Source organism: Ruegeria sp. R13_0, from assembly GCF_017743995.1.
In the GTDB taxonomy this organism is placed as follows: Bacteria; Pseudomonadota; Alphaproteobacteria; order Rhodobacterales; family Rhodobacteraceae; genus Ruegeria.
Map to the genome: position 1 here is coordinate 210535 of NZ_JAGHRB010000002.1, position 20727 is coordinate 231261.

Annotated in this window: 17 protein-coding genes; 13 read left to right on the forward strand and 4 right to left on the reverse strand. The window is 59.5% G+C overall.

The window, feature by feature from the left end; translation table 11 throughout:
* Positions 1 to 50: 50 nt before the first annotated feature.
* Genes J7394_RS03400 through J7394_RS03415 form a run of 4 tightly spaced genes read right to left on the reverse strand, consistent with a single transcriptional unit; the run spans position 51 to position 4375 of the window.
* Positions 51 to 1022, reverse strand: a complete 972-nt coding sequence (locus J7394_RS03400) for a D-glycerate dehydrogenase (protein ID WP_209250961.1) — start codon at positions 1020 to 1022, stop codon at positions 51 to 53.
* A complete protein-coding gene (gene sucD / locus J7394_RS03405) occupies positions 1022 to 1909 on the reverse strand; it encodes a succinate--CoA ligase subunit alpha (protein WP_209250963.1) in 888 nt (295 codons plus the stop codon). The genes J7394_RS03400 and sucD overlap by 1 nt, the downstream gene beginning before the upstream one ends.
* The gene (locus tag J7394_RS03410; protein WP_209250965.1) at positions 1909 to 3105 is read right to left on the reverse strand and encodes a malate--CoA ligase subunit beta; all 1197 of its coding nucleotides are present in this window, start codon (positions 3103 to 3105) and stop codon (positions 1909 to 1911) included. The genes sucD and J7394_RS03410 overlap by 1 nt, the downstream gene beginning before the upstream one ends.
* Before the next feature lie 28 nt (positions 3106 to 3133).
* Positions 3134 to 4375 (reverse strand): aminotransferase class V-fold PLP-dependent enzyme, encoded by a 1242-nt coding sequence (locus tag J7394_RS03415; RefSeq protein WP_209250967.1) that lies wholly within the window; start codon positions 4373 to 4375, stop codon positions 3134 to 3136.
* Between the two features lie 219 nt (positions 4376 to 4594).
* Here J7394_RS03415 and J7394_RS03420 point away from each other — a divergent pair, with 219 nt between their 5' ends.
* The 13 genes from J7394_RS03420 (at position 4595) to J7394_RS03480 (ending at position 20727) form a co-directional block, all read left to right on the forward strand.
* Entirely contained in the window at positions 4595 to 5224 is a 630-nt protein-coding gene (locus J7394_RS03420) for a response regulator transcription factor (protein ID WP_247748029.1), read from the forward strand.
* A gap of 75 nt (positions 5225 to 5299) precedes the next feature.
* A complete protein-coding gene (locus J7394_RS03425) occupies positions 5300 to 5506 on the forward strand; it encodes a hypothetical protein (RefSeq protein WP_209250969.1) in 207 nt (68 codons plus the stop codon).
* A 71-nt stretch (positions 5507 to 5577) separates the two neighbouring features.
* Positions 5578 to 7038 carry a xylulokinase gene (gene xylB, locus J7394_RS03430; RefSeq protein ID WP_209250971.1) on the forward strand — a complete coding sequence of 487 codons (1461 nt, stop codon included), beginning with the start codon at positions 5578 to 5580 and terminating at the stop codon, positions 7036 to 7038.
* A 259-nt stretch (positions 7039 to 7297) separates the two neighbouring features.
* The gene (locus J7394_RS03435) at positions 7298 to 7651 is read left to right on the forward strand and encodes a putative quinol monooxygenase (protein WP_209250973.1); all 354 of its coding nucleotides are present in this window, start codon (positions 7298 to 7300) and stop codon (positions 7649 to 7651) included.
* A 159-nt stretch (positions 7652 to 7810) separates the two neighbouring features.
* Complete coding sequence (locus tag J7394_RS03440; RefSeq protein WP_209250975.1) at positions 7811 to 11146, forward strand: adenylate/guanylate cyclase domain-containing protein; 3336 nt, start codon at positions 7811 to 7813, stop codon at positions 11144 to 11146.
* A 57-nt stretch (positions 11147 to 11203) separates the two neighbouring features.
* Positions 11204 to 12145, forward strand: a complete 942-nt coding sequence (locus tag J7394_RS03445) for a hypothetical protein (RefSeq protein WP_209250978.1) — start codon at positions 11204 to 11206, stop codon at positions 12143 to 12145.
* Positions 12132 to 12608, forward strand: coding sequence for a hypothetical protein (locus J7394_RS03450; RefSeq protein WP_209250979.1), 477 nt, complete (start codon positions 12132 to 12134; stop codon positions 12606 to 12608). Before J7394_RS03445 ends, J7394_RS03450 begins: the two co-directional genes overlap by 14 nt.
* Positions 12605 to 14509, forward strand: a complete 1905-nt coding sequence (locus J7394_RS03455) for a GMC family oxidoreductase (RefSeq protein WP_209250981.1) — start codon at positions 12605 to 12607, stop codon at positions 14507 to 14509. The genes J7394_RS03450 and J7394_RS03455 overlap by 4 nt, the downstream gene beginning before the upstream one ends.
* Positions 14506 to 15597 carry a ferritin-like protein gene (locus J7394_RS03460; protein ID WP_209250983.1) on the forward strand — a complete coding sequence of 364 codons (1092 nt, stop codon included), beginning with the start codon at positions 14506 to 14508 and terminating at the stop codon, positions 15595 to 15597. The genes J7394_RS03455 and J7394_RS03460 overlap by 4 nt, the downstream gene beginning before the upstream one ends.
* A gap of 138 nt (positions 15598 to 15735) precedes the next feature.
* Positions 15736 to 16833, forward strand: a complete 1098-nt coding sequence (locus tag J7394_RS03465; RefSeq protein ID WP_209250985.1) for an MHYT domain-containing protein — start codon at positions 15736 to 15738, stop codon at positions 16831 to 16833.
* Between the two features lie 139 nt (positions 16834 to 16972).
* Positions 16973 to 17806, forward strand: a complete 834-nt coding sequence (locus J7394_RS03470; RefSeq protein WP_209250986.1) for a xanthine dehydrogenase family protein subunit M — start codon at positions 16973 to 16975, stop codon at positions 17804 to 17806.
* Between the two features lie 12 nt (positions 17807 to 17818).
* Entirely contained in the window at positions 17819 to 18313 is a 495-nt protein-coding gene (locus J7394_RS03475; protein WP_170473684.1) for a (2Fe-2S)-binding protein, read from the forward strand.
* A complete protein-coding gene (locus J7394_RS03480; protein ID WP_170473686.1) occupies positions 18310 to 20727 on the forward strand; it encodes an aerobic carbon-monoxide dehydrogenase large subunit in 2418 nt (805 codons plus the stop codon). The genes J7394_RS03475 and J7394_RS03480 overlap by 4 nt, the downstream gene beginning before the upstream one ends.

Sequence of the window (20727 nt, forward strand, 5' to 3'; positions counted from 1 at the left end):
CGAAGCCCGGCCCCACAGAAGGGCCAGAGCAGGAAATTGATATGCGCGCGTTAGATCACGCGATCGCGCGGTTCGCGGCCTTCGAAAAAGTCGCTGAGGTTGTCCAGCACACGGAACCCCATCGCCTCGCGCGCCTCACGGGTGGCACTGCCCAGATGAGGCAGCATCACAAGGTTGTCACATTGCAAAAGGTCGTGGTTGATGCGGGGCTCTCGGTCGAACACGTCCAGCGCTGCCCCTCCGATCATGTCGAAGGTCAGGGACTGTACTAGGGCGCGTTCGTCGATCACCTCGCCACGGGCCGTGTTGATGAGGAATGCATCCGGTTTCATCAGATCCAACCGACGCGCGTTGATCATGTGCCGGTTTGCGGCTCCGCCGGGACAATGGAGCGAGACGAAATCGCATTGCGGCAGCAGGTCATCCACGGTTTCGACCTGCGTGGCATTGCACTGGGCCAGAACCTCGGGCGCGATTTTGCTGCGGTTGTAGACAACGATCTGCATGCCGAAGCCGTGATGGGCACGCCGGGCCATTTCCTGCCCGATACGACCATAGCCGATGATGCCCAGCACTTTGCCGCTGACCTTGGTGCCGATCAGATGCGTGGGGCGCCAGCCGGTCCAGTTACCGGCCCGCAGCTCGCGCTCCCCCTCGCTCGCGCGGCGCGCCACCATCAGCAGCAAGGTCATTGCGATATCGGCGGTGCATTCGGACAACACGTCCGGCGTGTTGGTGACGGTCATACCCAGGCCACGCGCCGAAGGCTCACAGATGTGACTGTAGCCAACGCCGTAATTTGCCAGGATTTTCGTCTGCGCGCCGGGTACGTCCAAAGCCTCGGAGCTGAGGGTATCGGTCACGGTCGGCAGCACCGCATCATAGGATTTCAGCGCGTGCCGGATTTCAGCCGGGGACATAGGCTTGTCCCCGGTGTTCAGCACGGTGTTGTAGGTCTCGGCCAGCTGCGCCTCGACGGCGGCAGGCCAACGACGGGTAACAAGGACCGAGGGTTTGACCATCACGCGGCCTCCATCACACGGGCGATGGTTTCGCCGATCACGGCAGGGTTTTCGGCCACGGTCACACCGGCGGCAGACAGGATTTCAACCTTCTCGCTGGCGCTTTCGCCAAAGGCCGAGATGATCGCACCGGCATGACCCATGGTCCGGCCTTTCGGAGCGGTCAGACCCGCAACATAGGCCACCACGGGCTTGGTGATGTGATCGCGAATGAACTCAGCGGCTTCGGCCTCCTGAGGGCCTCCGATCTCACCGATCATGGCGATGATGTGGGTGTCTTCATCCTCTTCGAAACGCTGGAGAATATCCTTGAAGGACGAGCCGTTGATCGGGTCGCCGCCGATGCCCACGCTGGTCGAAACACCGATCCCGCGCTCTTTCAACTGCGCCGCGGCCTCATAGCCCAGCGTCCCCGAGCGACCGATGATGCCCACGTTGCCCGGCAGGTAAATGTGCCCCGGCATGATCCCCAGCAGCGCTTTGCCGGGTGAGATGGTGCCCGCGCAGTTCGGCCCGGTCAGGACCATGCGTTTGTCCTTGGGGTAGCGGTACATGTAGCGCTTCACGCGGATCATGTCCTGCGCAGGAATGCCGTCGGTGATGCAGACACAATAGCGGATACCGGCATCTGCGGCCTCCATGATCGAGTCCGCCGCGAAGGGAGGCGGCACGAACACAAGGCTGGCATCCGCGCCAGTGGCCTCAACCGCCTGCTTGACGGTGTCAAAGACCGGAACGCCTTCGACGGTTTCACCGCCCTTACCCGGGACAACACCACCGACGACATTGGTGCCATAGTTCAGCATGTCCTTGGTGTGGAACCGCGCCATGCGGCCGGTGATACCCTGCACGATCACGCGCGAGTTACGATCGAGAAGAATGCTCATTACACAGCCCTCATCTTGGTGCCTTGGGTCAGGTCATTTTTCCATGCGCCCACGGCGCGTTCGGCAGCCTCCATCAGAGTGGTGGCGCGGATGATCGGAAGGCCGGATTTGGCGAGGATCTTCTGACCCTCTTCCACATTGGTACCGGCCAGGCGCACGATGACAGGGATGTCGATATCCAGCTCTTTCAACGCCTGTACGACACCCTCGGCCACCCAGTCGCAGCGGTTGATACCGGCGAAGATGTTCACCAGAATGGCCTGCACATTGTCGTCCGACAGAACCAGACGGAAGGCTTTGGCCACCCGCTCGGGTGAGGCACCGCCACCGATATCGAGGAAGTTTGCTGGCTCTCCACCAGCCAGTTTGATCGTGTCCATGGTCGCCATCGCAAGACCGGCGCCGTTGACGATGCAGCCGATATTACCGTCGAGACCAACATAGGACAGGCCCCGATCTCCGGCGCGGCTTTCGCGCGGGTCTTCCTGGCTTTTGTCGCGCAGCTCGGCGATCTGCGGGTGACGGAACAGGGCGTTGTCGTCAAAGCTCATCTTCGCGTCCAGCGCCAGAACGCGGTCGTCCCTTGTGATGACCAGAGGGTTGATCTCGACCATGGTGGCGTCCAGATCGCTGAAGGCGGCGTAGCAGCCCTGCAGCGTGCGGACCATGTGCTGGATCAGCTTCGGCTCCAGCCCTAGTTGGAACGCGATTTCACGGGCCTGGAATTCTTGCAGACCCACTGCGGGTTCAACAATTGAACGCACGATGCTGTCTGGGCGCTCGGCCGAGATATCTTCGATCTCCATCCCGCCTTCCGAGGACGCAACGATCATGACGCGCTGGCTAGAACGGTCCAGCACGAAACCCAAATAGATTTCGCGATCAATCGGCACGGCGGCTTCCACGTAGACGCGGTAAATCCCTTTGCCTTCCGGGCCGGTCTGATGCGTGACCAGCTTGCGGCCAAACATGTCATCACAAGCTGTGTAGATCTCGTTTTCGGTGTTGCACAGCTTGACCCCTCCGGCCTTGCCGCGCCCGCCTGCATGGACCTGCGCTTTGACGATCCATTTGTCACCCCCAAGTTCACGCGCCCGATAGGCCGCCTGTTCCGGGCTATAGGCCAAAGCACCGGGTGGCACGTCGACACCGAAATTCGAAAGTAGTTCTTTCGCCTGATATTCATGAATATCCATCTGCAATCCTCCCGTTCTTGCAGTGAAATTAAGCAGCCATCGAAGTGCCGTAGCGGCTTTCCAGCAGGGCTTCGATTGCGTCCCGATCGATCTGCCCGCCCAATTCGCGCATCGCCTCGGCAAACAGGCGCACGATCCGGCTGACGGATTTCCGGTTCAGCTGGTTGAGGATGCCGATCCGCACTTGCACAGGCGCGCTGAGCGTGGGCCAGATGCCAAAACCGCGCGCGCGGCAGTTCTGCACCAATTCCATCTCGCGCCCGGCCAGTTCCGGCGGCAGGTTCAGAACGATCAGGCTCGGCATGTCCGAGGTGACCTCGCACCCCAGTTCGACCACGGCATCGCGCAGGACGCGTTCGTGAATGCGATAAGACGCTGCGCGCTTGGCCAGTCCTTCCTGCAACGTAAGACGCAGAGCCTCGTGGAAGGCGGCCACGGCATAGCCCGAATGCGTCCGGTGATAGGTTCCTTTCTCGACATCTTGGCCGTCAACGATACCCCAATGGCGCGCCTCGAAAATCGGGTTGTGCACATAGGTGTAAGCACCGCTGGTCATGAGGCTGTCGATGAAGGCATCAGTAAAGCTGACCGGAGCGTAGGTCAGCGGCAGGCAGCACAGACCTTTCTGCGGGCACGAGGCCCAACCCGCGATGCCGGGGTAGTCGTCGATCGAAAAGTCATCCACGCCCAGCGACGACACCGCGTCGATCAGACCCATCGCGCCGTAACGCTCACACGCGTCCGAAAAACCGCGAATGTCGTTGATCCGGCCGGAACCCGTTTCCCAGTGGGCCATGAACGCCCATTTGGGCTTGTGCTCGGCCAGGGCCGCTTCGACGATCTCGCCGGTAACCGGCTTGCCATGCGGAACCTCAATCACGGTGACGCTGGCGGCTTGAGGGTCAAGCGGATTGGCTGCGTGTTCGGCGGGCGTCGCTGCCTTGATCCGCAAGGTCAGCGCGTCGATGCCCGAGAAGGTGCCGTTGGCAAAAGCCACAACCTTGTCGCCCGGCATGACGGCCGAGAACATAGTGTCCAGCGCGCTCCAACCCGTTCCGGCGACGGCGAAGGTATAGGCGTTCTGCGTACCCCAGATTTCGCGCAGCATATGCTTGCACTCGATCATTCCGCGCAGAACGTCGCCCTGCATGTGATCGGCGACCCCTGCCCCTGCAAAGGCCTGCAGAACGCGGGCATCCGTGTTGCCGGGTCCGGGACCCGCTGCAAGTGTCTCGGGGATTTCGAGCGGAGGGAAAATCTGGAAAGTCATTGTGCGGCTTCCTCGGCTGTTTCTCAGGCTCAGCGGCCCGTTTGGTTGAGTTGCCGTGTAGAAAACGTGCTCTTGCCAGATCACGCAACGTAACTTACTACTGATTTAGCATGCCTAATAGGATGGGGTATTACCCATCCAAAGGTATAAAAATACGACAGTATACCAAAAACGCACCCACCCATTTGGGTAGTTTTTGAGCTTTAAGGGCAAATTCATATGGCTGAAGCTCCATCAAAGCCCATCGACGTCATGCTGGCAGACGGCAACCCTCTGGTCCTGTCGGCGATGTCAGAGATCTTTGAACGCGACCCGCGATTCTCATTGGTCGCAACCTCGGCCACGGCCGAAGGATTCCTTGGCACGGTCATGCGGGTGCCTGTTCAGGTCGGCGTAGTGGACTGGACATTGCCCGCCCTTGGCGCTGCCAAACTGATCGAGGTGCTGCGCGATCAGGCCAGCGCACCGCGCTTCGTCGTCTATGGCGATGCCAATGCCGACGTTCCACGACTGGCGATGCAGGCCGGGGCAGCTGGGTTTGCCGCACGCTCGGGCGAGGTCGAAGGGCTTCTGGACACCTGCGAGAAGGTGGCCGCGGGCAAGATGGTGTTTCCGTTCATCGACGTCCGGAAAATGCAGCAAGACCCGATCGAAAGCCTGTCGCGCAAGGAACGCACAATCCTCGAGGCGCTGGCGCAGGGCATGTCCAATCGCGAACTTTCAAAAGAGCTCGAGATTTCGACGAACACCGTGAAGTTCCACCTGTCGAACATCTACGACAAGCTGGGCGTCAAAAACCGGACCCAAGCCATTGCGCAATATTATGCAGCGCGGATGCAAAGGGACTGATACGGACCGTAATCTGGTAAACTCGGGGTTTTCCGGGCATGCTTTGGTTTCACACCCGCAGCCGGAGGACCTCAAATGCCGCAATATAATGACATGTTCGAACTCTCCATCGAGGATATGGAACTGATCGAACAGGCCCTGCGACAGGCGATGGCCTCTTATTCTATTGAGGCGAATGAGACCAACGAAGACACCATCCGCCGGATGCATGATCTTCTGGGCAAGCTGCATGATCAGAAGATTTTTTATCGCCCAAAGACCGGCAGCTATGTCGGGGGCTGATCCGCGCTTTGCAGACTCCTCAAAAACAGAATAAACCCTTTTCAAACTTATGAATTCAGAGGCGACGCAGCATGAGCTACCTTGGCATTGATCTGGGAACATCCGGGCTGCGCGCCCTGCTCTTGGCTGAAGACGGCAGCGTGCTCGGCTCGGCAGAGCATTCCTGCACGTCCGAGCACAAACACCCCGGATGGAGCGAACAGGACCCCGCCGATTGGGTCGCGGCTCTGGAGGGGGCGGTTACCGCGCTACGCGACGCCCATCCTGAATTTTCAGATCTGCGAGCCGTAGGCGTAGCGGGTCACATGCATGGCGCAACGCTTCTGGATTCCGCAGGTGACGTGATCCGACCCTGTATTCTGTGGAATGACACACGCGCGGATGCCGAGGCCCAGCATCTGGACGCCCTGCCCGATATTCGCGAGATTTCGGGCAATATCGTTTTCCCCGGCTTCACGGCCCCCAAGCTGCTCTGGGTCAAGGAACATGAGCCGGAGAATTTCACCCGTATCGCGAAGGTTCTGCTACCTGCGGCCTATATGAACTACTATCTGACAGGCGACTATGTCGCTGACATGTCGGACAGCGCTGGCACATCCTGGCTGGACGTCTCGCGCCGCGCGTGGTCGGAGGAGCTGTTGACCGCTGGGCAAATGTCGGAATCTCAGATGCCCCGCCTGGTCGAGGGCTGCCAGCCAGCAGGTACCCTTCGCACCGATCTTGCCAGCCGTTGGGGTCTGCGCAATAGCGTCACCGTCGCGGGCGGCGCCGGAGACAACGCCGCAGCTGCCTGTGGCTTGGGTGCTCTGAACGAGGGGGACGGGTTCATTTCGCTTGGCACCTCCGGAGTGCTGCTGGCTGCGCGCGATGGCTATCACCCTGATCCGGCCTCGGCATTGCACACGTTTTGCCATGCCGTGCCCGATCGCTGGTATCAGATGGGCGTTATGCTATCTGCAACCGACAGCCTGAATTGGCTGGGCCAGATCACCGGCCAAAAACCCGCCGACCTGACCCGCGCACTGGGCGACGAGTTACGTGCGCCGGGGCGCGTTCAGTTCTACCCTTACCTCTCAGGCGAGCGCACCCCGCACAACGACGCCAGCATTCGCGGCGGATTTACCGGGCTGGGAAAAGACACCGACCAGAGCGATCTGACCTGCGCCGTGCTTGAGGGCGTCGCCTATGGCCTGAGCGACTCGTATGACGCGCTGGTACAGACTGGCGCGCGGATTGATCGGCTGATCGGCATCGGCGGCGGTACAAAATCGCGCTACTGGGTCAAGCTGATTGCAACTGTTTTGAACGTGCCAATCGAGCTACCTCAGGACGGAGAGTTTGGCGCTGCATTGGGTGCCGCACGTCTTGGCCAGATCGCAGAAACCGGAGCGTCTCCCGAAGACATCCTGACCCCTCCCAGCATCGGCGAAAGCGTTCTGCCCGACAGCAGCAAAACCGCAGATTACGAGGCAGCCAAGGCACGGTTCAAAGCCGCCTATGGACCTCTGCGGCAGATCTCCTCTCGGGGTTGATGTTCAGGCCGTCGCTCAGTGACGGCCCGAGCTGCTCACACCCTCTGGCAACATCTGGTTTTTGCCAGCCCAGCGCACGATATGTTAGTGTAAAGGGTGCGCGACCCTCTTCCGACGCGCCTGTTGCAGGCTTTCTTTCGGCATTTTGAACCCTCATTTCCCGAGGGCCGCCGCGCCACAACGATCAATCAATTTGACCCGTCTGGGCAGAGCTGATCACGGATAAGACGCAGACCTGCCCCCAGAAAGGACTATCGATATGTATAGCATAATCGCGACCTGGTATTTGAAACCCAAACAGGAGGCGGAAGGGATCGCAGCCCTCAAGCAATTGGCCCAAGATGTGAAGCAGGAAGAGGACACCTGGGGCTACCTCATCCACACGGGCGGCGAAGACTCGGCACCGCCTTCCAGTGACGGCACCGTCGTTTTCATCGAAATCTACAAGGACTTCCAAGCTTTTCTGGACCACGTGACCGGCCCGATCTTTACCGCATTCAAAAAAGACCACGGGCAGCTTTTTCAGCCCATACCCGGCTCTGACAGCCCGTTCTTCCTGGTCGAAAACATCGACAGAATTGGAGGGTTTCTGCGACCGCAGGCGGGATCCTAACCACAGTGCCAGCCCGCACCAGTGAGTAACCCAGTGCCGGCGCACAAAACCCGCGCACAATTCAAGGGCGACGAATTGTAGATTATGTGATACTAAAGAAAGCGAAATTGTTTCTTTGTTTCATATTCGGCGCAATTTCAGCGCTCAGGGGCAGTCATATTGGGACGTCCGAATGTTAATTGCAGCGAATGCGGCGCGGCCAATCCTGCCGGGTCCAACTTTTGCCACGGCTGCGGCAATGCACTGACCCTAGCCTGTGGGTCCTGCGGTGCGTCAGCTATGGCGCATGCAAAGTTCTGCACCGCTTGTGGGGCTGCGCTGGCGGATCAGGACGGTCCCTCACCTGTTGCGCCTGCGCCATCCCCCAAGGATTCCCCGGAAGACGTGGCCGAACGTCGCCAACTGACGGTCATGTTCTGCGATCTGGTGGGGTCGACGGCCCTGTCCGAAAGGCTCGATCCCGAGGATTACCGTGAACTGATCACGCAATATCGCGCGCTGGTTGGCCAGACCGTCACCAAATTCGGTGGCGAGATTGCCAATTATGCAGGTGACGGAGTGGTCGCCATCTTCGGCTATCCCACCGCGCAGGAACTCAGCCACTATTCCGCCGCGCTTTGCGCGCTTGAGATCGCGGGCGCGACACGCGACGGGAATGCGGGGCTGACGGACAAGTCGGTTTCGACAAATGTGCGGATCGGGATCCATACCGGACCTGTGGTGGTGGGCACGGCGGCAGGCACATCAAGCTCGGAAAAGGTCTGGCTGTTTGGCGATACACCAAACGTGGCGGCCCGGATTCAGGCTGCGGCGGATGTGGGTCAGGTGGTGGTCTCGGAAGTGACACGCAGACTGATCGGAGAGCGTCTGGATTTCACCTCGATCGGCAGCCCGCCCTTGGCGGGTGTCAGCACACCGTTGCAGCTCTACGTGGTCGATCCGAAGATTTCCGGCTTTGACACCGGGCGCAAGGACTTCGCGCACGACAAGACGCCGACTATCGGGCGCACAGCCGAGATCGCTCTGGTCCAGTCCAGATGGGACGGCGCACTGGACGGAGAGGGGCAGGTTCTGCTGCTGACCGGTGACGCGGGTGTCGGCAAATCCAAGATCGCTTTTGGCTTGAAAGACAAGCTAACCAGCGAGGATTCCACCCAGTTCACCCTGTTCGGATCGCCCTTACACCAAAGCAGCGCGTTTTTCCCGATCAAGAATGCGCTGACAACGCTGACAGGCATGCTGCCCAACGCGCCTCCTGAAGAAAGCCGGGACAAAGTCACCCGCTTTCTGACCGATCTGAACCTTGATGCTGAAACCTGCGCCGCGCCTATCCTGCGCCTGATGGGGCTGGAAGACAGCACCTCTCTGGTCGCGCCGATGGGCCCCGAGCGGGAAAAGGGCGCGTTGATCGAGGCGCTTTTGCAGCTATGCGCGGGACTGGAACAGCATCAGCCGCTATTGCTGCTGCTCGACGATGTGCATTGGTTCGATGCCTCGACGCTGGAATTCGTCAACGGCTGGATCGAACAGGTGTCGAACCGCCGCTGCCTGATCCTGATGACCGCCCGGACCGAGTTCCAATCGCCATGGCGCAACCAGTCCCATGTCACCAGCCTGGAGCTTAACCGGCTTGTGCGGCGTGACATCTATAAGCTGGTTGAAAGCATCTCGGGCGTGCAGCCGTCGCCGGAAGTTCTCAGTCAACTGGCTGATCGCACGGATGGCGTGCCGCTATTCGTCGAAGAACTGACCAAGATGGCGATGGAATCCGGCCTTTTGGTCAACCGCGGCCAGAGTCAGGCAGAATTGTCCATTGCGATCCCGGAATCGCTGCAGGATTCACTGATGGCCAGATTGGACCGTTTGTCGGCCAGCCGCGAGATCGTTCAGGTCGCCGCCGCAATCGGCCGAAACTTTGAGCGCAAGCTGCTGTCCGAGGTTCTGGACTGGACCGAAAACGACATCACCGAAGCGCTGAACCAGCTGCTTGAAACCGAACTGATCGTGCCCGCAGGCCAACCGGGTATGGCAGATGCCTACCGGTTCCGCCATGCGCTGGTGCAGGATGCCGCGTATCAATCCATGCTGCGCTCGACGGCCTCAAGGTGGCATGGCCAAATCGCCGCAGTTCTTGAGGAGAAATACGCCGAAACAGTCGCGCGAGAGCCTGAAATTCTGGGCCATCACTACTGGCGCGCCGGCAATTACCCCGCCGCCGAAGGTAAACTGATGACCGCCGCGCGGCAGGCATTGGACCACTCGGCGAATGTCGAGGCGATCACCCATTTGCAGCACGCTTTGGAATGCTTGCAGGAAATGCCGCAATCGCAGGAACGCGACCGGCGTGAAATCGACATGCAAATCATGATCGCCGTGCCCCTGGCCTTCGTGAGGGGCTATGCGCATAAATCGGTTCTGTCCGCCTATACACGGGCGCAGGCCCTCTGCCGCGAATATGGCGAGACCGAGCGGCTGTTCAAAGTGGTCTACGGGCAGTTCCGCTCGACCATGCTGGGCGGGGAATATGAGATCTCGAAACAGAATGCGGATCGGCTGGTCTCGCTCTGTCAGGATTTATCGAGCCCGCTGACCATTGTCTCGGCCGAACGCTCAATGGGGGCTTTGCAGACCTATCTGGGCCATCCCAAGGACGCCTTGAAACATCTTGAGGCCGGGCTTGAGGTTAATCTGTCCATCGAACATCGCTTCATGGGCCTCGATTTCGATGTGGTTGACCTTGCGGTTGCCCTTCAGGGCTATCGCGCGCTTTCCTACTGGCTGTCGGGCGACGAATCCAGCGCCCTGACAGCGATCAAGGCCGCGCTGGTCCATGCGGAAGAAACCGCGCACCCGTTCAGCCAGTCCTTCGCCAATGCGTTCCTTGGATGGATTTCCCATTTCCGGGGTGATGAGGCGACGGTGCAGGACAGTTCGGCCATTTTGATCACCCTGTCCGAGGAATATTCTTTCCAATTCTGGCGCGGTTGGGCGCGGGTCATGAATGGTTGGGTGCGCCGAAGCACGGATGGTGAAAAGTCCTTGGAAGAGATCGCCCTGGGCCTGCGCGAATGGCGTGATACCGGCTGCCGCCTTGGTCTGAGCTTCTTCCTGTGCCTTTACGCCGATGCCGCCATCCTACACGGCAAACTGGAACTGGCCGAGGAGCTGTTGGACGAAGCCGAAGCCTTCGCCAACGACAGCGGTGAGAAATTCTGGATCGTCGGCCTGACCTGCTTGCGCGGTCGGTTGGCTATGGCCCACGGGGATGACAGCGCCGGGATCGGCCACCTTAGAGAGGCTGCCATGGTGGCGTTGCAGTTGGGCCATTACGGCCCGCTTTTGCATGTCATTCGGGAATTGGCCGAGCTTGAGACCTCGTCAAACTGCCTTGGCGAGATCTCGAAAGCCGTGGCCGCCGACAAGACCAAGGCACCCGCGCTGGTCGAGGCAAAAGCCATTCTGAAAACCCTAAAAACAAAACAGCCGGAGGCATGATCGGGCGGAATCTGAGCAAGTAGAATTGTCACAGCCAGTGGGGGAGATCACAGCCAAATGACAAAGAAAAAAGCGAAAAGCGACCCGTGCCATCAGACGGATGTCACCGGCGTCATGCCGAAACTGCCAAAACAGTTTGACACGTTCCCCTTTTATTATGCCTCGCTGCAATGCCAGTGGATGTATTGGTACACCTCGGTCGAGATTGCCCGCCAGTTTGTGAAAGGCACCGGCCTGTGCGTCGCCGAATTTCCCGATGAAGACGGCGAGAACAAGGCCGTCATCCTGCTGAACTTCCAACGCTATACCGCGCATTACGATAACTCGCTGGGCTTCGTGAACGAGGTCGAATTCAACCTGCTGGCCTATCCCAAGAACCGGGTGCCGGGCGTGCCGAAGATGTCGCTGACTGAGTATCTTCACGGCCGAGATCAGACGAAAACTATCGGCCATTTGCGCGTCCATGTGGCCGCAGACAACGCCATGGCCGTCAAGGCCGGACGCCAAGCGTTCGGAGAACCCAAGTTTCTGGGCCAGTTCAACTACAAGGTTCCTTCGCTGAATGCCAAGATGAAGGGGCACCCACCGATTTCGCCTAAGAAATGGTGGATTCAGCTGGTCAATCCCGACGATCCGCAAACCATCGTCTACGATCTGACGGCCGATCTGGGCAAACTCAAGGGCGATCACTGGACTCTGACCAACTGCACTCCGATCCCTGAGTTCGCTACCGGGCTTGGACGCACTGTTTGGACCCGCTGGACCATCTCGGGCCTGTTTGAAACCGCGATGTTGACCACGAAAGAGGGCAAACGCATCGCAAAAAGCTTCAAACTGAAACTGGGCAACAACGATTTCCCGATGACGCGCGACATGCACACGCTGTTCACCGATATGACGCCGGTGGCCGTGCAAGTCTTTGAAAGCACGCCCGCCTGCTTTGAGCCTCGTGGCTTCTATGTGGACGCAATTGATGGGGATCGCCATGAAGACGCATGATGACACCCCCGAGTTTCAAGCCTTTCTGACCGTCAGCGCCGCCCTGACCGGATATAGCAGCGCCGAGCTGCAAGGCACCGGATGCGCAGGCGAATACTGGCATCAGTTCCGGCAAGTGTTGCCCGCCGAAATCCTCGAGGAGTTCCTGTCCCATTCCCACGAGCTGGGCAAGCAGGACGACGACCGGATCATGCGTCAGACTTATCTGTCGGACAAATGCCTCGGCCCGCTGTCGCGCACGCTGATCCAGCTTTGGTACACCGGCCAATGGGTGCCGCTTTCGCAGGAATGGCGCGAAAGCTACGGCGCGTCGCGGTTTGATGTGGTCAAAATCATCTCGACCCGGTCCTACAAGGAAGGGCTGGTCTGGGACGCCATCGGCGCGCATCCCCAAGGGGCCAAGCGACAGGGCTTCGGCGCATGGGGCCTTGAACCTCCAAAACAGCGGGGGGCAGGCAAATGAGCGCGATTGCAGATGACGAACGGACCTATGATGTGGTCATCGTAGGTGCCGGGTTTGCCGGGGGCATTCTGGCGAAGGAGCTGGTCTCGGCCGGTCATTCGGTTCTGATCCTCGAAGCCGGGGAAGACCACGGCAAGACGTGGGAGACGTATCGCTCCTACCTGGATCAATACTATCTGTCGCTGGCCAAGACGCCGAACTCTCCCTACCCGAACCTACCAACCCTGCCCTCACCTTCGGTGCTGGACATCACCGCGGTACGGGGCACCGAGCCCGATACAAACGGGTATTTCGTGCAACGCGGCCCCCTGCCCTTTGGCAGCAACTATCTGATGGCCTTTGGCGGAACCTCGCTACACTGGCTCGGCACAAGCCTTCGCATGATGCCTGCGGATTTCGAGATGCAAAGCCGCTTCGGCAAAGGCGTTGACTGGCCATTTGGCTATCAGGACCTGCGCGCGGATTATGAGCGCGCCGAGTGGGAGATCGGCGTCTCGGCCGATGCCGACGAACAGACGCCCAAGGCACTGGGTATTCGCACTTCCGGACGGCACGACAATGTCGGGTATTTCGACAAGGAATACGACTACCCGATGCATTCGATCCCGTCGTCTTACGTCGATGGTTTCTTTGCCAAGGCAGACGGGATGCCCATCGAAATCGGTGAGGATGCCACCAGCACGGTACACCTGAAAGTCTCGCGTACGCCGCAGGGCCGGAACTCGACCCCGCGCACGCCAAAAACTGCCAAAGGCATTCAGGTCGGCGAAAAGCGCCGGCAGCAATTCCGCCCGCGCGGCGCGACCGGGCCATTCGCCTATATGGGTCAGCGGTGCGAAGGGAACTCAAGCTGCATTCCGATCTGCCCGATCCAAGCCAAATACAACGCGATGAAAACGCTCGAAGATGCCAAGCACAAAGCCAAGCATCAGATGGAGACGATCACGCAGGCCATCGCCTCAAAGGTCGAACTGACTGAGAGCGGGCGTGTATCTGGTATCGTTTACAAGAAATACCCGTTCCCAGGTGTGCCTCAGCACGAACTGCGCCGGGCCAGAGGTAAGCAATATGTGCTGGCCGGCGGTGCGGTGGAAAACGTCACACTGGCGCTGGCCTCGGGGATTTGCACCAGCAGTGACGAGCTGGGCCGCAACCTGATGGACCACCCCTACATGATGACATGGGGTGCCGCCCCCGAGCCGGTTGGGCCGTTTCGCGGGCCGGGATCGACCTCGAGCTATGCCAATTTCCGGGACGGAAATTTTAGGAACAAGAATGCAGCTTTCCGGTTGGAGATCGGCAATTGGGGATGGAACTTTGCCGCTGGCTCTCCGAATTCAGACGTGGCGCGGCTGGTCGAGCAGGATAACCTCTATGGCACAGCCCTGCGCGACAAGCTCTATCACGATGTCCAGCGGCAGGTCCGAATTGGCACCATGGTCGAGCAACTGCCCAGAGCTACTAACCGCGTGACCATCGACCCGGCCTACCGCACGCCCATGGGCGAATACCGCCCGGTGATCAGCTATGATCTGGACGACTATTCCCGCGCCGGGCTGGCCGCTGCCAATGACACCTGCGCGCAGATTTTCCAGCGGCTGGGTATCAAAAACCATACCTCCTACAGCCCATCGGATGCGGGGTATTTAACCTATGATGGAAAGGGTTACACCTTCTTCGGCGCAGGCCATCTGGTCGGCACGCACAGGATTGGAACGGATCGGCACAACTCGGTCACCAATGACGAGATGCGCGCATGGGACCACGACAATCTGTGGCTGGTAGGCGCGGGCTCGATGCCGACGATTGCCACGTCCAACCCGACGCTGACGATGTCGGCCATGGCCTTCAGGGCCGCCAGAGCTATCCAGAAGGCCGTTCGGAAAGGGGGTGCGAAATGAGTTCGAAAAAGAAACTGGACGCCGCGCGCAAAAATCTCAGCAAACATCTGCAAGACGCTTTGATGCTGGAGCTTTCGACAATCCCGCCTTACGCAACGGCCTGCTATTCTATCCTGGAGCAAGGGCAATACGACCGGTCCGAGCCGACCATCGTCAACGCCGAGCCGATCGAGGTGATCCGTCAGGTCATGGTCGAAGAGATGCTGCATATGGTTTTGGCAGCGAATGTGATGAACGCGATCGGGGGTACGCCTCAGCTGAACAATCCCAACTTGCTGCCGAAATACCCGACAGAGCTACTGAACGGGGCCGGGCCAGAGGTGCGTCTGCGTAAATTCTCGCCCAAACAGGTCAAAAGCTTCCGCAAGATCGAAACCGCGCCGAAAGACCTCCGCGGGGCATTGAGGGGCGAATACTCCACCATCGGCGGGTTCTACGCCTATGTCAGGAAACTGCTGGAAGACGCGTGTAAGGAGTTCGGGGACAAAGAGATCTTCATCGGCGACCCCGCGCGTCAGATCTCCAATGACGACTATTTCGGCGCGGGCGGTGAAGTTGTCGAGATCACCGGCACCCCCGCGCAACGTCGCAAGGCGGCTTTTGAGGCCATCCAAAAGATCATGGAAGAGGGCGAAGGCGCTGATCTGGGCGGCAAAGCTGGTGACGGAGACACTATTCCCGGTCCGGCGGAGCATGAAGACATTGCCCACTACTTCAAGTTCAACGAAATCCTGCACAGCCGCTACTATCGCCCCGATGATCTGGTGACCGACCCTCCGACGGGCGATGACCTGATCGTTGATTGGAGCGCGGTCTCGCCCATGAAAGACGACCCCAGCGAAGAGAATTATGAATCCGCCCCCGAAATCGCCGCGATCTCGACCGAGTTCAACGCCGCGTGGTCCGGTTTGCTGGACGGTCTGCACATCGCCTTCAACGAGGATAAATCCGCTTTGCGCGACCTTGTTCCCACGATGTATTCGATCAAGTCGCTGGCGCAAAAGCTGATGCGCATCCCATTACCGGACGGATCGGGCGAGACAGCCGGGCCGACATGGACCTACCTTGCGCCGAAAAAGCGGGGCTGAAATGTCGCCATAGAACCGGCGGGACCCGTTTATGCGCCTCAGTCGAAACAGGTGTCTTCCGCTGAGGCCAACAAAGATTGTGCGGAGAATTTCAGTTTGCTAACGTCATGATCGCGCTGGGGAGGGCGCGGCATTTCAATGTTGGACTATTCGCACAATGCGTGGCTCGTGGCGGCCTCGTTGGCCGTGGCGCTGATGGCCGGTTTTACCGGTCTCTACCTGACGCATGGCGCGTCGAAACTGGACAATCAGCGGCGTAAATTCATCGTCGCCCTCGCAGCGGTGATACTAGGCGGCGGTATCTGGTCCATGCATTTCGTCGCCATGCTGGGCCTGCAACTGCCGATCCTGTTTTATTACGACGCGCTGGTGACGCTGATCTCGGCGCTGGTTGCCATCCTTATGGTGGGGCTGGCGCTGCTGCTATTGCATTTCCGCCCCAGAACCCCGCCGACCATCGTTGGCGCGGGGGTGATCGTGGGGCTTGGCATCGTTGTCATGCATTATGTCGGCATGGCCGGAATGCAGTTGTGCCGACCCGTCTACAGCTTGTTCGACATCGTCTTGTCGACCGCGGCCTCGGTTGTTCTGTCGGTTCTGGCGATCTGGGTGGCTTACGACAGCCGAACCCATCGGAACATCCTGCTGGGCACAGCCTGTTTCGGCATTGCCGTGTTTTCCATGCATTTCATCGCAACCGGTCTTACGGATTTTGTGGCCACCGATACCGCCGGGGCTACCGGGCCTGCGCTGGACAACCAGATTCTGGCGATGGGCGTCACGGTTGCAGTCTTCCTGATCTGTGGGGCCTTCCTGCTGACCGGGATCACCTTCATCGAACCCAAGCCTCAGCCTGCCGCTGCCCCCGAACCCGCGCCTCAACCAGAACCTGCCCCGACCCTACGCGCCGGGGTGCCGTTTGAACGCGAAGGTCAGACCTTCTTTGCTGAACCCGCCCAAATTGCCGCCATCCGGGCCGAGGGGCACTACACCATTCTGTATATCGATTCCGAGAAACTGTTCTGCCCCTGGTCCATCACCGAGGCCGAGACACGCCTGCAACCCGATGGCTTCCTGCGCGCCCATCGAAGTTATCTGGTGAACCCCAAACATGTCTCAAGCTTCGAGAGGCATAAGGACAACGGGACATGCTATTTCGACTCTGTCGAGGCGCTCAGCAAAGTCCCTGTCAGCCGATCTCGCCTCTCAGACATCCGCGACGCTTTGGGCCTATGATCGCAACTCGTGCAGCTCATTCGCATTTCGTGAAACAAGCTGCGCGCCCCGTTCCCCTTGGCTGGAACCGCTGAGCGCGCGCCTCTTTCCTGACGACAGGTCCCCCAAGGCATACCGCTCGGACCCAGGGAGGAAAAATATGATACCAGCCGGTTTTGAGTATCACCGGCCAGGCGACATCGCCTCGGCCATCGGCATTTTGCAAGAACACGGAGACGAAGCGCGCGTGATCGCGGGCGGGCACAGCCTGATCCCGATGATGAAGCTGCGCATGGCCGAGATGGGCCATCTTGTCGATCTTCAGGCCATCGATGAGCTCAAGGGCATCGAGATCGGGTCCGATACCGTGACCCTAGGCGCCATGGTGACGCAGCATGAGTTGATCACCCATGACGGTCTCGCCGCTGCCATTCCGCTGATCCGCGAGGCGGCCTTGCAGATCGCCGACCCTCAGGTCCGTTACATGGGCACCGTCGGTGGCAATGTCGCCAATGGTGATCCTGGCAATGACATGCCGGGCCTGATGCAATGCCTGAACGCAACGTTTGAACTGTCCGGCCCCGATGGGGCACGCAGTGTCGCCGCACGTGAGTTTTACGAGGCCGCCTATTTCACCGCACGCGAGGATGAGGAAATCCTGACCCGGATTTCGATCCCTGTGCCGGAGGCCGGTGTTGGTCAAGCGTATGAGAAGCAAAAGCGTAAGATCGGGGATTATGCGACCGCCGCCGCCGCCGTAATGGTCGGCAACGGCACGACCTCGGTTGCGATGACCAACCTGGCCGACACTCCGATCTGGTCCGAAAGCGCCAGCGCTGCATTGGCCAATGGCGATGTGGACGGCTGTGTTGCCGCCATGCTGGATGCCATTGAGCCCGTGGCCGACAACCGTGGACCTGTCGAATTCAAGAAACATGTGGCGGGCGTGATGCTGCGCCGCGCCATCGACCGCGCTCAAAGCCGCGCGGGTTGAGGGGAGGATAAAATGTCGAAAATGCACGTCAAACTCACCGTGAACGGCAAAGAGGTCGAAGGTCTGGCCGAGCCGCGCACGTTGCTGATCCACTTCCTGCGGGAAGATCTGAAAATCACCGGCCCCCATATCGGATGCGAAACCAGCCATTGCGGCGCTTGCACCGTGGATATCGATGGTAAATCCGTCAAGTCCTGCACCACTTTTGTAGCGCAAGTGAATGGCGCCGATATCACCACGGTCGAAGGCCTCACCAATGACGATGGCAGCCTTGGCGTATTGCAGGAAATGTTCCGTGAACATCACGGCCTGCAATGCGGTTTCTGCACGCCGGGCATGATCACCCGCGCGCATCGCTTGCTGCAGGAAAACCCGAACCCGACCGAAGAGGATATCCGTTTCGGCATGGCTGGAAACCTGTGCCGCTGCACCGGATACCAGAACATCGTCAAGGCGATCTCGGCCTCGGCTGACATGCTGAACGCTCAGAAGGAGGCTGCGGAATGAACGACCAAACTCTGACCCCCGAAGAACGCGCCGCCAATCTTAAAGGGATGGGCAGCTCGCGCAAACGCGTCGAAGATGTGCGCTTTACGCAAGGCAAGGGCAATTATGTCGATGACATCAAGCTGGACGGCATGCTGTTCGGCGACTTTGTGCGCTCCCCCTACGCACATGCCCGCGTTGTCAGCGTCAACAAAGAGGCCGCCTTGGCGATGCCCGGCGTGATCGCTGTTCTGACCGCCGAGGATCTGGCTCCGCTGGGCTTGCATTGGATGCCGACCTTGGCCGGCGATAAGCAGATGGTTCTGGCCGACGGCAAGGTGCTGTTTCAGGGCCAGGAAGTCGCGTTTGTGGTCGCCGAAGACCGCTATATCGCCGCTGATGCCGTCGAACTGATCGATGTCGAATACGAAGAACTACCTGTTCTGACCGATCCGTTTGAGGCGCTGAAATCCGATGTGGTCCTGCGCGAAGACCTTGAAGGTCAGACCGAAGGTGCGCATGGCCCTCGCAAGCATCACAACCACATCTTCACCTGGGAACAAGGCGACAAGGACGCGACCGAGGCCATTCTGGCCGAGGCCGATGTGGTGGCGGAAGAGATGGTGTACTATCACCGCACCCATCCTTGCCCGTTGGAGACCTGCGGCTCGGTTGCCAGCATGGACAAGGTGACTGGCAAGCTGACACTTTACGGGACGTTTCAGGCTCCGCACGCGATCAGGACGGTTGTATCGCTGATCTCTGGCATCGCCGAGCACAATATCCGCGTGATCAGCCCTGATATCGGTGGCGGTTTCGGCAATAAGGTTGGGGCTTATGCGGGCTATGTTTGTTCGGTCGTGGCCTCGATTGTCACCGGCAAGCCAGTGAAATGGGTCGAGGACCGGATGGAGAATCTGATGTCCACCGCCTTTGCCCGCGACTACTGGATGCAGGGTAAGATTGCGGCTACCAAGGATGGCAAGATCACCGGGCTGTGGTGTCACACTACGGCAGATCACGGTGGCTTTGACGCCTGTGCCGACCCGACCAAGTTCCCGGCGGGGTTCATGAACATCTGCACCGGGTCCTATGACATCCCGACCGCTTACCTAGCCGTGGATGGCGTCTATACCAACAAGGCTCCGGGCGGGGTGGCCTATCGCTGTTCCTTCCGCGTAACCGAGGCGGCCTATTTCATCGAACGGATGATCGAGGTTCTGGCCATCAAGCTGAACATGGACGCGGCCGAGCTGCGCCGGATCAACTTCATCAAGGCCGATCAGTTCCCGTATCAGTCCGCACTGGGGTGGGAATATGACTCGGGCGATTATCACACTGCGTGGGATAAAGCTCTGAAGGCCGTGGACTACGAAGGCCTGCGGGCTGAACAGGCGCAGCGGGTTGAGGACTTCAAGGCTGGCAAGACCCGCAAGCTGCTGGGCATTGGTCTGACGCATTTCACCGAGATCGTGGGCGCGGGGCCAGTAAAGAACTGCGATATCCTTGGGCTTGGTATGTTCGACAGTTGCGAGATCCGCATCCACCCGACTGGTTCTGCCATCGCGCGGCTGGGGACGATCTCTCAGGGTCAGGGTCATGCCACGACCTTTGCACAGATCATCGCCAGCGAGATCGGCCTGCCCGCTGATGATATCACGCTGGAGGAAGGTGATACGGACACGGCACCTTACGGTCTTGGGACCTACGGTTCTCGGTCAACCCCCGTGGCGGGTGCAGCAACGGCGATGGCCGCGCGCAAAATCCGCGCCAAGGCGCAGATGATCGCGGCCTATCTGCTGGAGGTCCACGACGACGATGTCGAATGGGATGTGGATCGGTTCTCGGTCAAGGGCGCGCCCGAGCGGTTCAAAACGATGAAGGAAATCGCCTTTGCTGCCTATAATCAGGCCATTCCGGGGTTGGAGCCGGGTCTGGAGGCGGTCAGTTACTACGACCCGCCGAACATGACCTATCCGTTCGGGGCTTATATCTGTGTCATGGAGATCGACGTGGATACCGGTGAATGGGATGTTCGGAAATTCTATGCGCTGGATGATTGCGGCACGCGGATCAACCCGATGATCATCGACGGACAGGTCCATGGCGGCGTGACCGAGGCGCTGGCCATCGCGATGGGGCAAGAGATTGCCTATGACGAGATGGGCAACGTGAAGACCGGTACGCTGATGGACTTTTTCCTGCCAACCGCGTGGGAGACGCCGAACTATATCACCGACTACACGGTGACCCCTTCCCCGCACCATCCAATTGGCGCGAAAGGTGTGGGCGAAAGCCCGAATGTGGGTGGCGTGCCCTGTTTCTCGAATGCGGTGCATGATGCGTTCCGGCCTTTTGGGTTGGTGCAGAGCCACATGCCGCATGACCATTGGCGGATCTGGAAGATCGCCAACGGGTTGGGGATGCATGGGTAA

Excerpts from the sequence above, each read along its gene's own strand:
- J7394_RS03445 (WP_209250978.1), top strand. The coding sequence starts at position 11,204 with ATGACAAAGAAAAAAGCGAAAAGCGACCCGTGCCATCAGACGGATGTC.
- J7394_RS03425 (WP_209250969.1), top strand. The coding sequence starts at position 5,300 with ATGCCGCAATATAATGACATGTTCGAACTCTCCATCGAGGATATGGAA.
- J7394_RS03475 (WP_170473684.1), top strand. The coding sequence starts at position 17,819 with ATGTCGAAAATGCACGTCAAACTCACCGTGAACGGCAAAGAGGTCGAA.
- J7394_RS03460 (WP_209250983.1), top strand. The coding sequence starts at position 14,506 with ATGAGTTCGAAAAAGAAACTGGACGCCGCGCGCAAAAATCTCAGCAAA.
- J7394_RS03400 (WP_209250961.1), bottom strand. The coding sequence starts at position 1,022 with ATGGTCAAACCCTCGGTCCTTGTTACCCGTCGTTGGCCTGCCGCCGTC.
- J7394_RS03450 (WP_209250979.1), top strand. The coding sequence starts at position 12,132 with ATGAAGACGCATGATGACACCCCCGAGTTTCAAGCCTTTCTGACCGTC.
- J7394_RS03455 (WP_209250981.1), top strand. The coding sequence starts at position 12,605 with ATGAGCGCGATTGCAGATGACGAACGGACCTATGATGTGGTCATCGTA.
- J7394_RS03415 (WP_209250967.1), bottom strand. The coding sequence starts at position 4,375 with ATGACTTTCCAGATTTTCCCTCCGCTCGAAATCCCCGAGACACTTGCA.
- xylB (WP_209250971.1), top strand. The coding sequence starts at position 5,578 with ATGAGCTACCTTGGCATTGATCTGGGAACATCCGGGCTGCGCGCCCTG.
- J7394_RS03435 (WP_209250973.1), top strand. The coding sequence starts at position 7,298 with ATGTATAGCATAATCGCGACCTGGTATTTGAAACCCAAACAGGAGGCG.
- J7394_RS03420 (WP_247748029.1), top strand. The coding sequence starts at position 4,595 with ATGGCTGAAGCTCCATCAAAGCCCATCGACGTCATGCTGGCAGACGGC.
- J7394_RS03470 (WP_209250986.1), top strand. The coding sequence starts at position 16,973 with ATGATACCAGCCGGTTTTGAGTATCACCGGCCAGGCGACATCGCCTCG.
- J7394_RS03480 (WP_170473686.1), top strand. The coding sequence starts at position 18,310 with ATGAACGACCAAACTCTGACCCCCGAAGAACGCGCCGCCAATCTTAAA.
- J7394_RS03410 (WP_209250965.1), bottom strand. The coding sequence starts at position 3,105 with ATGGATATTCATGAATATCAGGCGAAAGAACTACTTTCGAATTTCGGT.
- J7394_RS03465 (WP_209250985.1), top strand. The coding sequence starts at position 15,736 with ATGTTGGACTATTCGCACAATGCGTGGCTCGTGGCGGCCTCGTTGGCC.
- sucD (WP_209250963.1), bottom strand. The coding sequence starts at position 1,909 with ATGAGCATTCTTCTCGATCGTAACTCGCGCGTGATCGTGCAGGGTATC.